Here is a 14213-nt window from a genome sequence, read left to right as displayed (position 1 = left end):
GCTGAAAACCTTGCTCAATGGGTAAATACAATCTCCATAATAAATACAAGGCCATAGTGATTGGTGGTTCTGCCGGAAGCTTTCAGGGTATTACCCAGATTCTTTCGTCCTTACCTGCTGATTTCAATCTGCCTATTATTATGTGTCTTCATAGATTGAAACATGTAAGAAATGGATTTGTGGAGGCTTTATCTATAAAGAGTATAAAACCAGTTGTTGAGCCGTATGATAAAGAGCAAATTAAGAAGGGCAAGGTTTATTTAGCACCAGCTAATTACCATATGTCGGTTGAATTGGGTAACAATTTTGCTCTTTCTACTGAAGAGATGTTCAATAATTCCAGACCAGCAATTGATATTACGTTAGAAACGGCTGCTTATAATTATAGAGATAAACTAATAGGTATATTACTTTCTGGCGCAAATAAGGACGGAGCCATGGGGATGAAGAGAATAAAGGATAGGGGAGGATTAACCATTATTCAGGATCCGGATGAATGTATGATTGATACCATGCCTGTTGCAGCCAGAAATTTAACGGAAATTGACCATACCTTAAAAGTTCAGGAAATTATTAATTTTCTGAAGGAATTAAATAAATTGTACCAATGATTTTAAACATATATTCTTTGAAGGCGGAACATTTATATATATTTGATAGGTCGTTCAATTATGTTTTCAATCAAAATATAGAATTTAAATGATTGAATAAGTGCTTGTTTCGATTGCCTTATAACCATAAATTAAATGAAAGTAATTTATAAAAATTTAGTAGTTGTACTTTCCTTATTATTTACACTGAGCTTAATTGGCTTGGCGTATTATTTATACATATTTCCTGAGCGTTTGGCAAACATGACCCATGTTATCAGCCTTGACGAAACTGCCAGATTGGCCCCTGTTATGAAAGAGCTTTATGTTTTTTCTGCTATTTCTTTGGGCTTAGGTTTTGCAGCCATCTTATTTTCGTTGTTCTCACGTAATGGTGATTCAGAAAGCAATGTGGTTTACATCGAGAAATTCAAAGATAAAAAGGAGCAGGCTGATAAAACTTCCGATGCCAACAGCGAAAAGGAAGAAACAGATACAGATGTTATTGCCATAAAGGATAAACTTAAATTAGAGAAGGATACCAAGAAAAAGGCGGAGCTTGCATTGTCTGAAATTGCAAATAAAGTGGAAGCAAGTCAGGCGAGCGTTTACAGAGCAGGGAAGGAAGATGGTAAAAATGTAATTACACTTTTCGCTTCATATGCATTTGTTTTACCTGAGAGCCAAACCTTATCTTATGAATTTGGAGAAGGGCTAGCCGGTCAGGTAGCTAAAGAGAAGAAAATGATTGTGGTTGATGATGTTCCGGAGGGCTATATTAATATACTTTCTGGTCTTGGGGAATCAAAGCCTGCAAGTTTAGCTATTTGCCCTATTATGAAAGATGAAGCACTGGTAGGAGTGGCCGAAATCGCATCATTTAAAGAATTTACGAAAGCACAAGAAATATTTATTCAAAAGGTATTACAATTACTATCCGATGCCTTACAACCAAAGAAAGAGACAGCAAAGGAGGAGTAATTAACTAGCATTGAACAAACAGAGCATGTTTAAGAATATTAAAATAGGTACTAAAATAAGCGCAGTATTACTTTGTGTGGTGCTTTTGAGCATCTTGATTATAAGCTACATGACTTATAATATGAATTTGCGCTCTATTGAAAAGCTCAATTTTGAGCGTATAGTGGTAAAGGCTCAGCTTAAAGCAGATAAAATAAATAGTGAATTCGAGCAGGTTAAGAAATATGCTAATCATTTAGGAAGCCTTTCAGCTCTTCAGTCAGGCATCCGTCAATTACAAGAGAATGATACAACTCTTAATCAGGATAGTTTAAAGACAACCGTACTTTATAATATTCAAAATGAAGTAAGGTTGTTTTCAGATAATTACACCCTAAGCGGAGTGGCTATTACAGATATAAACGGTGATGTACTCTTCAATTCAAATAGCAACTTGTCGGATTTATCTCAAGGTAACAATGTATCTGCTACATTTCCTGATTTCTTTGAAGCTGCTTTAATAGGAGATAACTTTAGTACTGTTGTTGAGCTTGGTAATGAAAAACATGTGCTTTATGGCAAACCTTTAATTGACGATTATAATAGCGTTGCAGGCGTTCTTATTTTGGTTAAAAGTATGACTCCTGTTTATGAACTACTTTACAAAAAAGGTAGAAATGATTACGAAACAATAGAAAGTATATTAGCTAGTCAGGATGAGAAAAAGGTAAGCTATTTAAGTAAATTAAGATTTGTGCCTGATAGTCTTGCACCTGAAAGCGTTACTCTAGGTGAGAAAAATAGCGTGTCTGTCCAAGAAGCTGCAAAAGGTAAGAATGGCTATGCGCTTGATAAGGATTATGCTGGTAACGAAGTGCTGGCTGCCTGGACTAACATTCCTTCAATTGGTTGGGGATTGGTAACTAAGGTTAATAGCTCTGAACTTGATGAACAATCGGGTAGTTTACTAGGTAATTTTGCTATTGCAGGATTAATCTTGCTATTCTTTACCTTCATTATATCACTGATTTTCTCGAAAGTATTGGTTAACCCAATAAAATCACTGAAAGAAACCCTGAAACTATTGGGTAAAGGAATCCTTCCAAATAATGTACCTAAGAAATCAGATGATGAGATAGGAGAAATGGCGGTTATCCTTGATAATTTTATCAGTTCCTTAAAGAATACAGCAACTTTTGCTAAGAAAATTGGTGAAGGAGATTTTGATGCTGACTTTAAGCCAATTTCTGAAGAGGATACGCTAGGTAATTCTTTAATTAACATGCGTAACTCCATTCAAGAGGCTGAAAAGAGAGATAAAGAAAGGAACTGGATTGTTACCGGAGTTGCTGAAACTGGAGAAATACTTAGGAGTAACGATGATCTTGAGCAACTAGGTGATGAAATTCTGGCCTATGTAACAGATAAGATAAACGCTATACAGGGCGCATTTTATGTGCTTAATGATGATGATTCTGATGACTACTTCCTTGAAATGAAGTCGAGTTATGCCTATAACAAAAAGAAGTACATGAATGCTCGGTTCAAGTTCGCGGAAGGATTAGTAGGGCAGTCTGCTATTGAACAGGATACATTATTAAGAACAGAGATTCCTTACGATTATGTTACTGTGACCTCTGGCTTACTTGGTGATAAGCGGCCAACATGTATTCTTCTAGTACCACTTATTACAGATGAGAAAGTTTACGGAGTTCTCGAATTTGCCGGTTTCGAAAAATTTGATTCAAGTCAGGTAAAATTTGTTGAAGAAATAAGCTTAATTATTGCCCGTACAGTATTTAATATCAAGGTTAACGAGCGTACAAGAAAGCTTCTTGCTGAATCGCAGGAAATGAGTCAGGAGCTTCAGGAACAACAGGAAATTTTAAGGCAGAATGCCGAAGAAATGGAAGCTACTCAAGAGGAGTTGAAGCGTACTAATCAAAGGCTTGAAGACCAAATTGAGGAAGTTAATAGAACTCAGAAGCGTATGCAGCTATTGCTTGAAAACGCCTCTGAGGTTATTACCATATATGAAAAAGATGGTGCAGTTCGCTATATTTCTCCATCCGTTGAGAAAATTCTCGGCTTTAAACAGGAAGATCTTATTGATACAAATGATCTGGATAAGGTTCATCCTGAATCAAGAGATAATGTTAGTGAGTTGTTTAAGCAGTTGGTAGCTAATCCTGATGAATCGATTACTTCTCAACATCAGTATAAAAACAGCGAAGGTGACTATGTTTGGGTTGAAGTAACAGGATCAAACCAATTGGATGACCCTGCTATTCAAGGTATTATCTTTAACACTAGGGATATTACTGAGAAAAGAAGAGCTGAGCAGGAGGAGAGAATGCGAAGTAAAATGCAGGCCTTATCTGAAAACTCAGTCGATTTAATTGCCAGAATTGATAACGAAGGTAAGTTCTTCTATGTAAACCCAATGATAGAGAATTATACGGGTAAAAAACCAGCTGATGTTATTCAAAAAGATGTGTCAGAATCTGGAATTGAGCCAAAAATTGTAGAAGAGTGGATGCATCTTTTACAGCGTGTTAAGGAGGAAGACAAAAAAATCAATGAAGAAATGGATTTCCCTACCGATATGGGAGATCGTGTAATGCAGGTTAATGCCATTCCTGAATATGATGAGGAAAACCAACTGGAGTCAGTGCTTATGGTTTCTCATGATATAACAGACCGAAAGGCCATTGAGCTTGAAATAGCCAACAAGAATAAGAAGATCACAGAATCTATTAACTATGCTAGAAGAATTCAAGGCTCTATCTTACCGGATAATAGAGTGATTCAAAAGCAATTGCCTGAATCATTCATCTTCTATAAAGCAAAAGATGTGGTAAGTGGTGATTTCCCGTGGTACCTTGAAGTTGATGATATTATTTACATAGCAGCAGTTGATTGTACAGGGCATGGTGTTCCGGGAGCACTTATTTCATTAATAGGATACTTCTTATTAAATGATATTGTAAGATCACAAAAGATTAGCGACCCTGGTATTATTCTAGACATGCTAGATGCCGGTGTAACAGCTACGCTTCGCCAGGATAGAGATGATTCTACTACTAAGGATGGTATGGATATCGCTTTCTGTAAAATTGATAAGAAGAAGAAGCAAGTAGAATATGCTGGTGCACACCGTCCGCTCTATTATCTGAAAAAAGATGGTGAACTAGTTGAAATTAAAGGAGATAAATTTCCTATTGGTGGTGGTATTTATAAAAACCAGACTAATTTCGAGAATCATGTTATTGATTATCAAGAGGGAGATTCTATGTTCTTCTGTTCAGATGGATTCCCTGATCAGTTCGGTGGTCCACAAAATAGAAAATTTGGACCTAAGCGTACAAGACAGATGATTGTCGATAATCAAGGTAAAGATATGGACGAAATGCATAAAGTCTTTGACGAAGCATGGGAAGGCTGGAAAGCTGATTATAAACAGACTGATGATGTACTGTTAATAGGTATTAGATTTTAGTTGGAAAAAGTTATATTATAAATAAAATTATTTAATTTAAAGCCTTATTTACGGACTAATAGGTTTTAAAAAAGCATTTTAACCCGAAAAGCATGAAGTATATATATGACCTCCATAAGACCATGTTATCGCGTAACCTGATACTGGTTTATGAGGGTGAATTTACTCAGGAAATCACCAAGTCAGTGTTAGCTATGGCTGAACGAAACATGGACTCAATGGGAGAAGAGTCTAGCGTGAAAAGAAAGGTTTTCAACGTTATGGTTGAATGTCTTCAAAACATAGTAAAGCATTCTGAAGACTTTAATCCATTATCAGCTAAAAGAAATGCTGCTATATTTATCATCGGAAAAGAAGATGACAGATATGTGGTAACAAGTGGTAATCCGGTGGATGCTGAAGCAGCTGATTCTTTAAAAGGAAGGCTTGATGAAATTAACACGCTTGACAAAGAAGGGTTAAAAAAGATGTATAAAGATATTATCAAAACCAATCATCTGTCTGACAAAGGCGGAGCGGGTTTAGGTTTTGTTGATATGGCCAGAAAGTCCGGTCAAAAGCTAGAGTATAGTTTTGAAGATATGGGTGATGGCTTTAAATTTTTCGCACTTACTACAACAATACTCCGATTTTGAGTAAATTATTAACGTTTAAAATTTATCTATTGATATGGAAATCATAAACTTAGAAGGAACTGAGGATACCCCTAAAATATTGCTAGACAAAGGCAATGGTATTTTTGAAATTTCAGGAAGATCATTACCGGAAGACTCAGCAGAGTTTTATCAACCAATTCTGGATTGGATTAGTGCTTATGGTGAAGATCCTAATCCTGAAACTTTGTTTACCTTCAAATTAGAGTATTTCAATACTGCATCTTCCAAGTTAATCCTAGATGTGCTTTCGGCATTAGAGGATATTGAGGGTGTTACTATTGACTGGTACTTCCATGAAGATGATGAAGATATGGAAGAAGCAGGAGAAGAATTTTCTGAACTTGTGGAGATTCCGTTTGAGTTCAAAACTTATTAAATTAAAACGTTCTTAAACTTTTTAATAATACATAATGGGCCATGTTAATGGCCTATTGTGTTTAAAAATCTGAATGTAAATAACCTTTTTCTATGAGTGAAGAGATACTCAAAGCCTTAACCCAATTATTTGCTATCATCACAAAACAAGATGGTGGTGTTACTGAAAAGGAAAGAAATTTCGTTATCGGTTTTTTTCAGCAAGAGCTTGATCAAGACTCTATCAAGGAGTACTTAGAGCTCTATGATAAATTTGTAGGTTATGGAGAAGAGGAGAAGGAAGAAGATGACGAGAAGAAGAAAAAAAGAAAGCTTACTTCAGTTAGAGATTCAGTAAGAACTCTGGCTATTTGTAAGAAGATTAATAAAACGCTAACCCAAAAGCAGAAGGTTGTTGTACTTGTAAAGTTATTAGAGCTGGTAGCATCTGATAATAACTTTACTTCTCAAAGAATGGAAATTATTGATACAGTTTCTACTGTATTTAATATTGTAAAAAATGAATTTAAGCTTATTGAGAGCTTTGTCATTAAGAGAAGTGCAAAAGAGCTTACGGAATTCAATGATATACTTTCTGTAAGTGATGATACCTCACAAGATGAATTAATACATGTACATGCCGATATTAACGGTGAAATTATTTTCATGCGTGTTGAAAGTGTGGATATGTATTTTGTTAAATATATAGGAGCTGAAGAAATTAACCTGAATGGCTTTATTATGAAGTCCGATTCAGTTTACAACTTCTCACATGGTAGTACTATTAAAACTCCCAAAGGTGCAGCTCTATACTATTCTGAGCTCATTAGGCAATTCTTATCTGACGAAGAAACCGTTAAACTTTCTTTTAATGCAGAAGACATTGTATTTAAGTTTCCAAACGGTGAAACCGGACTAAGGAATGTTAATATTTCTGAAGGTCCGGGTCAGCTAATTGGTATAATGGGAGCTTCTGGCGCAGGTAAAACCACACTTTTGAATGTGCTGGCAGGTATTGAAAGTCCTACAGATGGTAAAATCCTAATTAATGGGTACGACCTTAACGAGGATGAGGAGGAATTAGAAGGTATCATTGGTTATGTCGCACAAGATGACCTTTTGATTGAGGAATTAACAGTCTATCAAAATTTGTATTACAACGCTAAGCTCTGCTTTGCTAACATGGAAGAAGAGGAAATCCATAAAAGAGTTATGGAAACCTTAACAAGCCTTGGATTAGAGCAAAGAAAGGATTTAAAAGTGGGTAGCGTTCTGGATAAAACCATTTCAGGCGGGCAAAGAAAAAGATTGAACATAGCTCTTGAGCTAATTCGTGAGCCGGCTGTTATGTTTGTTGATGAACCTACTTCAGGGCTTTCATCAAGAGATTCAGAAAATGTAATTGACCTTTTAAAAGAGCTTACTTTAAAAGGTAAACTGATATTTGTGGTTATTCACCAACCATCTTCAGATATCTATAAGATGTTTGATAAAATGGTGATAATGGATACTGGTGGTTATCAAATCTTTTATGGTCATCCTGTAGAGGCTGTAACATATTTCAAAAAATCTACTAATCAGGTCGATGCTGAAAGAGGTGTTTGTCCTACTTGCGGTAATGTTAACCCTGAGCAAATATTCAATATTGTTGAGGCAAAGGTTGTTGATGAGTATGGCCAGCTAACTAATAAGAGAAAGGTGAATCCATCACAATGGAGAGATTTCTTTAAAGAGCACTTTGAACTTAATAAAGTTAAGGATGAAAAGGAAGCCCCGAAGTCTACCTTAAGAATACCTAATAAACTTAAGCAGTCCGTAATTTTTACGATAAGAGATACTTTATCTAAAATAAGTAATAAACAGTATCTTTTAATAAACCTATTGGAGGCCCCTTTATTGGCATTGCTTCTCGCTTTTATTATTAAATACAGAAGTGCTCCCGGAGGTGATGAATATGTTTTTAGATTCAATGAAAATATTCCTGCCTTTCTTTTAATGAGCATAATTGTGGCACTTTTTATGGGACTTACCGTAAGTGCTGAAGAAATTATTCGTGATAGAAAAATACTTAAAAGAGAATCTTTTCTAAATCTGAGCTGGAATAGTTATCTGGTTTCAAAATTGGTTATTCTATTTACTTTATCTGCTATTCAAACGCTTACTTATGTGTTGATAGGCGTGCTGTTATTAGAAATTAAAGGAATGACTTTTAGCATGTGGGGAGTGCTTTTTAGTGTTTCCTGTTTTGCCAATGTATTAGGTTTAAATGTTAGCTCAGCCTTTAAGTCAGCTGTTACAGTTTATATTTTAATTCCGCTTTTGCTTATTCCTCAAATGATCTTAAGTGGTTTGCTCTTTAGCTTCGATAAACTTAATGATTTCCTAAGTACCAAAGGAAAGGTGCCTGTTGTAGCCGATTTAATGACATCTAGATGGGCTTATGAAGCAATTGCTGTTGATATGTTCAAGAATAATGGATATCAGGAGTATTTCTTTGATATAGAGGCTGACGAGAAAATGGCTGATTTTAAATCATCCTTTTTAACAAAAAAGATTAGAGAAAAAGTTAGGGTAATAGAAAATAATCTCGGCTCTACTGATGAAAAATCCATTAAAGAAACAGAAGAGGCTATTACACTAATAAAAAATAGCTTAGCTAAAGAACCTTTCAGAGGTAACCTTGAGAATGAAGATTTAGATAAGTTGCTAGTTGTTGGTAAAATCAGTGAATCTACCATTAAAAAGTTAGACACTTACGTAGATTTGCTTCGTGATAATTACTTACAAGATTTCAATTTAGCAGTTAAAAAGAAGGAAACGCTTCAATATCATTTAGAAAATAATGAGGCTTATGATTTTAATTTAAATGAAGCTAAAGACAAGTATTATAATGAAAGCTTGGCTGATTTAGTAAGAAATTTAACAGTGGCAGATCGGGTTATTGAGTTTAAAGGTGAATTAATCCAACAGATTGACCCTGTTTTCAATAAGCCGGCTAAGCCAGAAAATATGCTAAACTATAGAACGCATTTCTTCGCACCTCAGAAATATTTTGCGGGAGTTTACATTGACACCTTCTATTTTAACCTTTTTGTAATCTGGTTTATGTCCTTATTACTTTATATAGCCTTGTATTTTGAGGCTTTTGGGAAACTTCTGGAGTTTTTTGGCAACTTAAGTTTGAAAAGAGGTTAATGGTAGAGTCATTTCCCAAAAAGATTGTTAATAAAAGTTAGTGCAGTTTTCGCTTAGTTAATTAGTTTTGATACTTTTAGTGAATAAAAAAATCATAATTTGTAAAAAGTGAGGGAATTTCTATTTTTGTTATGGTAAAAATAAGTTTTATGAAAAACATTTTCTTAGGGTTAATAGGTATAGCTATTCTATTTTCCTGTGATTCTAAAAAGAAACCATCCGCTGATGAAATTTCTGGTGTATTGGATTCAGTAAAAATTGAAGAACCTGCCATTTCAGAAGATGTGATTGCTGATATTATTCAGCAGATTCCTTCTCCTCTGGAAATCTCTACGCTGCTTAAAGAGGCCGAGACTAAATATGATAAGAGTCATTTGAACGATCCTGAAAATATTTCTAACTATAACAGTAACTTCAAGAAGGCGCTAGCTCTTGGTATTTATGGTACAGATTTAGGTTATACTAACATCTATGGACAAAATCAGGATGCTTTGTTTTATCTAAACTCAATAAAGTCTTTAGCAGATGATTTGAGTATCGGACAGTTTTTTGATATAGGAACCATTAAAAGATTAGCAACGAACAGCAAAAATCTGGATTCCTTATTATTAATTACTACTAAGAACTTTAACAGTATCAATAAATATCTTCAGGATCAGAAAAGATCTAATCTAAGTATTCTGCTATTATCCGGTGGTTGGCTGGAAGCACTATATATAGTGTCAAAGGTTTCAGAAAAGAACCCAGGTAATGAGCAGTTGAAGGAGACAATAGGGGAGCAGAAAATTATTATGGATAATGTTGCTTTGTTATTATCTTTCTATGTGGAAAGCGATCCTAATATTAGGGATTTGGCTAATCGCTTTTCTAAACTTCAAGAGGAGTTTAATAAAATAGAAATTAAAACAGTTTACCGTGAACCAACCTATGAAGTAGTAGATGGCATGCTTGTTGTAAAGGACAACAGTACCAGTGAGATCATCATGACTGATGAGAACATTGAGTCCATAAGAACTATGGTTTACGAAATAAGAAATAACATTATTAATTAAGAGCCTGTATGAAAAAGCTAATCATCGCATTAGGAATATTATTTACCACCTCTTTCGTTAATGAGGTTTACGCGCAATGCAATACAGAGAAGCATGTAGAAGCTTGTATTCCAAAATTACAATCAGGGTTTACATTTTTGAAAAGTTACAGTATAGATGGTCAAGGTGGAGCGAAATCAAAAGTAGAATACTCTTACGTATTTACTAAAGGTGCTACTTACCAAGTTCAAATTTGTAACGATGGTGAAGGAACAGATGGAATTGTATTAACACTTTACGATTCAAGTAGAAAACAAGTGGCTTCTACTAAGTACCAAGGTTCAACGCTTTCTGGACTTAACTTTCCATGCCAGGTAACAGGTATTTATTATATAACTTTTACCTTTGAAGGAAGTGCTAACCACTGTGGTGGTAGTGTCTTAGGATTTAAGAGATAGCGATAAAATATTTAATATTTACAGCCTCCCACTGGGAGGCTTTTTTGTTATGGAACAATTTGTAGATTTTAATTTCAGAGCTAATTACTTTAGTAGTGGTCCAATTACAAAAGACACGAAAGAGGTTTGGTTTGTGTTGCATGGCTATGGACAGCTTGCGAAATATTTTATCAATAAGTTTAAAGATATTTCGTCACATGAAAGAGTAATTATAGCACCAGGAGGGTTGTCGAGATTCTACCTTAAAGGATTTAATGGGAGAGTAGGTAGCACTTGGATGACAAAAGAGGATCGGCTGCTTGATATCGATAATTATGTTAATTATTTACAAGCTGTTTATGCTCATGTGTCGAATGACTTTTCTCAATCGCATAATATTAAAATTACTTTTCTGGGTTTTTCTCAAGGTGGAGCTACAGTCACACGATGGATTCAGAGATTTGAAGATGATTTTGAACGACTAATCTTGTGGGCAGGTTCATTCCCTCACGACATGGATATAGCCAAAGTGGGTGACAAATTGAAAGGTAAAAAAGTACAAATGATCAGAGGAACTGAGGATCAATTTGTAAATGACAAAGCAAAAGAGGAGCAACAGAGATTTATTGATGCTTTAAATATAGAGGTAGAGCATATCACTTTTAAAGGCGAACACGATATTGATAATGATACCTTAATAAAAGTGGCTAATCAAGCTGTTTGATTGTACTTAGGATATTTCCTGAAAAGACTTGAAAGCTTCATTTGTATAACACCGAAAATGGCTTCTCTAAATATTTTTTTTGACATTTTTGAAACTCCTCGGCTGCGATCAGTAAATATGATTGGAACTTCTTTTAGTCCAAACCCATGTTTCCAGGTTAAAAATTTCATCTCTATCTGGAAGGCATAGCCAATAAACTTGATCTTGTCTAAATCAAGAGTTTCTAATACTGAGCGGTGATAACAAATAAATCCTGCAGTGGCATCGTCAACGGGAAGCCCTGTTATAAACTTAACATATTTGCTGGCAAAGTAAGACATCAGAACTCTACCCATCGGCCAATTGACTACATTTACTCCTGTAACATACCTTGAACCGATTGCCATCTGAATACCATTTGTTTGACAGGCTTTATGTAATTCTATAAGATCTAGAGGATTGTGAGAAAAGTCTGCATCCATCTCAAAAATGTAGTCGTACCCTTTCTCAAGTGCAAAGCGAAAACCAGTTATATAGGCTGTACCCAATCCTTGTTTTCCTAATCGCTCAATGATATGAAGTTGATCTGGGTACTGTTGCTGTAGTTTTGTGACTATCTCAGCTGTACCATCAGGAGAATTATCATCTATTATAAGAATATCAAATTTAACTGAAAGCAGGAATACGGCATTGATTATGTCTTCAATGTTCTCTCTTTCATTATATGTGGGTATGATTACTAATCTATTATTCATAATTTCACCTGAACTTCAAAACTATAAAACTTTTTAAATAAAGGATAATCAATTATAAATTGATGAAGCGTAAATCATGTATTTTTCTTGATAGGGATGGTGTACTGAATAGAGAAAGGGGAGATTACACCTACAAATTGGAGCACTTTGAGATTCTGGATGGTGTTAAAGAGGCAATTCAACTAGCAAAAGAGAGCGGTTTTTTATTAATAGTGATCACCAACCAGGGAGGTGTCGCGAAAGGCCTATATACCTTAAATGATGTTATGTTATGTCATGATTTTCTTCAATCTGAAACTAATTATTCAATTAATGATATTTATGTGGCGCCTATGCATCCTTCAGTTTCAGAATCCTTGCTTAGAAAACCTGATAGTTTGATGTTTGAGAAGGCAATTGCAAAATATAACATAGATCCACAGACTTCATGGATGATAGGTGACTCAGAGCGGGATTTAATTGCTGCGGCAAAAGTAGGAATTAGTGGATACTTTATTAGAACCAGAAAGGATTTTCCGGCTGCAAAAAAAAGAGCCTCAAGTTTACTTGAGGCCGTGAAGAATATAATTGGTGCTAAATAAGAATTAGATCCCCGTATAGTTGAAAGGGCTTATTTGTTTAAGCTCATTTTTTACATCTTCCGAAATATCTAATGTATCAATAAATTCGCTGATTGTTTGATCAGTAATTTTCTCATTTTTTCTAGTAAGCGCCTTTAAAGCCTCGTAAGGAGCAGGGTAACCTTCTCTTCTCAAAACAGTCTGTATACCTTCTGCTACAACTGCCCAGTTTTCTTCAAGGTCATGGTTAATAGCTTGCTCATTCAGTTCTAGTTTCTTGAGCCCTTTTAGAAGTGAGTGAAAAGCAATTAAGCCGTGTGCTAATGGAACACCAATATTTCTAAGTACAGTAGAATCTGTCAAATCCCGCTGTAATCTTGAAATAGGTAGTTTAGCAGATAAGTGTTCAAGAACGGCATTGGCTATTCCTAAATTTCCTTCAGCATTCTCAAAATCTATGGGATTTACCTTATGCGGCATGGCAGAGGAACCTACCTCATTGGCAGAGATTTTCTGTTTGAAGTAATTCATGGAAATATATTGCCAAACATCTCTACTTAAATCAATAAGGATTGTATTGATCCTTTTTAGGTTATCGAATCTGGCAGCGAGATGGTCATAATGTTCAATCTGTGTTGTAGGTTCACTTCTTTTAAGACCTAAATAGTTTTTAACAAAGTTGTTTCCGAAATCACTCCAATTAATTTCAGGATAGGCAATATGATGGGCATTAAAATTACCAGTAGCGCCACCAAATTTTGCTGCATGTGGTATTTGAAATTCATACTTAAGTTGCTCCCTTACTCTTGAGCTAAATACCACTATTTCTTTGCCGAGTCTTGTTGGTGAGGCAGGCTGACCATGTGTCTTTGCTAGCATAGGAATATCTTTCCACTCTTCGCTGAATTTATTTAATAATTCAACTATTTGTTCTAGTAGAGGTATATATTCCTTTTCTACTGCTTCTTTGAGCATTAAAGGAGTGGCGGTATTATTGATGTCTTGTGAGGTTAAACCGAAGTGGATAAATTCCTTTTGTTTACCAATATTAAGTACCTCAAATTTATCCTTTAAAAAATACTCAACAGCTTTTACATCATGATTGGTCGTCTTTTCAATCTCTTTAATAGCTTGAGCATCTTTTTCGGAAAAATCACTTACAATTTTTCTTAACTCAGGGAAGCTACTTTTATCAAATGAAGCTAATTGAGGTAATGGTAATTCACATAGTGCAATAAAGTACTCTACCTCCACATGAACTCTATATTTTATAAGCGCCCACTCTGAAAAGTAAGGTGCTAATTTTTCAGTTTTAGATCTGTATCTGCCATCAATGGGTGAAATGGCGCTTAATGAATTAAGATGCATGTGACTTCCTTTTTTATGAAAGTGCAAAGATAAGGAAATTGAATATTTGACAGGTAGATAATTATATTAATTAAGGTTTACGGATTTCTATATTTCTTTTGGCCT

At 35.0% G+C, this 14213-nt stretch carries 12 protein-coding genes; 10 read left to right on the top strand and 2 right to left on the bottom strand.

What is annotated here, in order from left to right; all coding sequences use genetic code 11:
- Positions 1-17 precede the first annotated feature (17 nt).
- The 9 genes from JKP34_RS14495 (at position 18) to JKP34_RS14455 (ending at position 11446) form a co-directional block, all read left to right on the top strand.
- On the top strand, positions 18-611 hold the full coding sequence (locus JKP34_RS14495) for a chemotaxis protein CheB (protein ID WP_201923031.1): 594 nt from the start codon (positions 18-20) through the stop codon (positions 609-611).
- A gap of 135 nt (positions 612-746) precedes the next feature.
- Positions 747-1571: a GAF domain-containing protein gene (locus tag JKP34_RS14490; protein WP_201923028.1), complete on the top strand. Its 825-nt coding sequence runs from the start codon at positions 747-749 to the stop codon at positions 1569-1571.
- Between the two features lie 25 nt (positions 1572-1596).
- A complete protein-coding gene (locus tag JKP34_RS14485; RefSeq protein ID WP_201923025.1) occupies positions 1597-5049 on the top strand; it encodes a PAS domain S-box protein in 3453 nt (1150 codons plus the stop codon).
- 92 nt (positions 5050-5141) lie between these two features.
- Positions 5142-5684, top strand: a complete 543-nt coding sequence (locus JKP34_RS14480; RefSeq protein WP_201923022.1) for a SiaB family protein kinase — start codon at positions 5142-5144, stop codon at positions 5682-5684.
- 34 nt (positions 5685-5718) lie between these two features.
- Entirely contained in the window at positions 5719-6081 is a 363-nt protein-coding gene (locus JKP34_RS14475; protein ID WP_201923019.1) for a DUF1987 domain-containing protein, read from the top strand.
- A 92-nt stretch (positions 6082-6173) separates the two neighbouring features.
- Entirely contained in the window at positions 6174-9254 is a 3081-nt protein-coding gene (locus JKP34_RS14470; protein ID WP_201923016.1) for an ATP-binding cassette domain-containing protein, read from the top strand.
- Positions 9255-9403: 149 nt separating this feature from the next.
- Positions 9404-10306, top strand: a complete 903-nt coding sequence (locus JKP34_RS14465) for a hypothetical protein (RefSeq protein ID WP_201923013.1) — start codon at positions 9404-9406, stop codon at positions 10304-10306.
- Positions 10307-10314: 8 nt separating this feature from the next.
- Positions 10315-10743 carry a hypothetical protein gene (locus tag JKP34_RS14460; protein WP_201923011.1) on the top strand — a complete coding sequence of 143 codons (429 nt, stop codon included), beginning with the start codon at positions 10315-10317 and terminating at the stop codon, positions 10741-10743.
- Between the two features lie 49 nt (positions 10744-10792).
- Positions 10793-11446 carry an alpha/beta hydrolase gene (locus tag JKP34_RS14455; protein ID WP_201923009.1) on the top strand — a complete coding sequence of 218 codons (654 nt, stop codon included), beginning with the start codon at positions 10793-10795 and terminating at the stop codon, positions 11444-11446.
- On the opposite strand, the gene JKP34_RS14450 is transcribed toward JKP34_RS14455, so the two are convergent.
- A complete protein-coding gene (locus tag JKP34_RS14450) occupies positions 11434-12180 on the bottom strand; it encodes a polyprenol monophosphomannose synthase (RefSeq protein WP_201923005.1) in 747 nt (248 codons plus the stop codon). The two genes, JKP34_RS14455 and JKP34_RS14450, sit on opposite strands and share 13 nt — an antisense overlap.
- Before the next feature lie 62 nt (positions 12181-12242).
- On the opposite strand from JKP34_RS14450, the gene JKP34_RS14445 reads away from it, so the two are divergent.
- Complete coding sequence (locus tag JKP34_RS14445) at positions 12243-12761, top strand: D-glycero-alpha-D-manno-heptose-1,7-bisphosphate 7-phosphatase (RefSeq protein WP_201923002.1); 519 nt, start codon at positions 12243-12245, stop codon at positions 12759-12761.
- A 3-nt stretch (positions 12762-12764) separates the two neighbouring features.
- Here JKP34_RS14445 and purB read toward each other — a convergent pair whose 3' ends face one another.
- A complete protein-coding gene (purB, locus tag JKP34_RS14440; protein WP_201922998.1) occupies positions 12765-14108 on the bottom strand; it encodes an adenylosuccinate lyase in 1344 nt (447 codons plus the stop codon).
- Positions 14109-14213 lie beyond the last annotated feature (105 nt).

This window comes from Marivirga atlantica (assembly GCF_016734805.1).
Classification (GTDB): domain Bacteria; phylum Bacteroidota; class Bacteroidia; order Cytophagales; family Cyclobacteriaceae; genus Marivirga; species Marivirga atlantica.
Note: the sequence above shows the minus strand (reverse complement) of the source record. Positions and strands in the feature narration are given on the sequence as shown.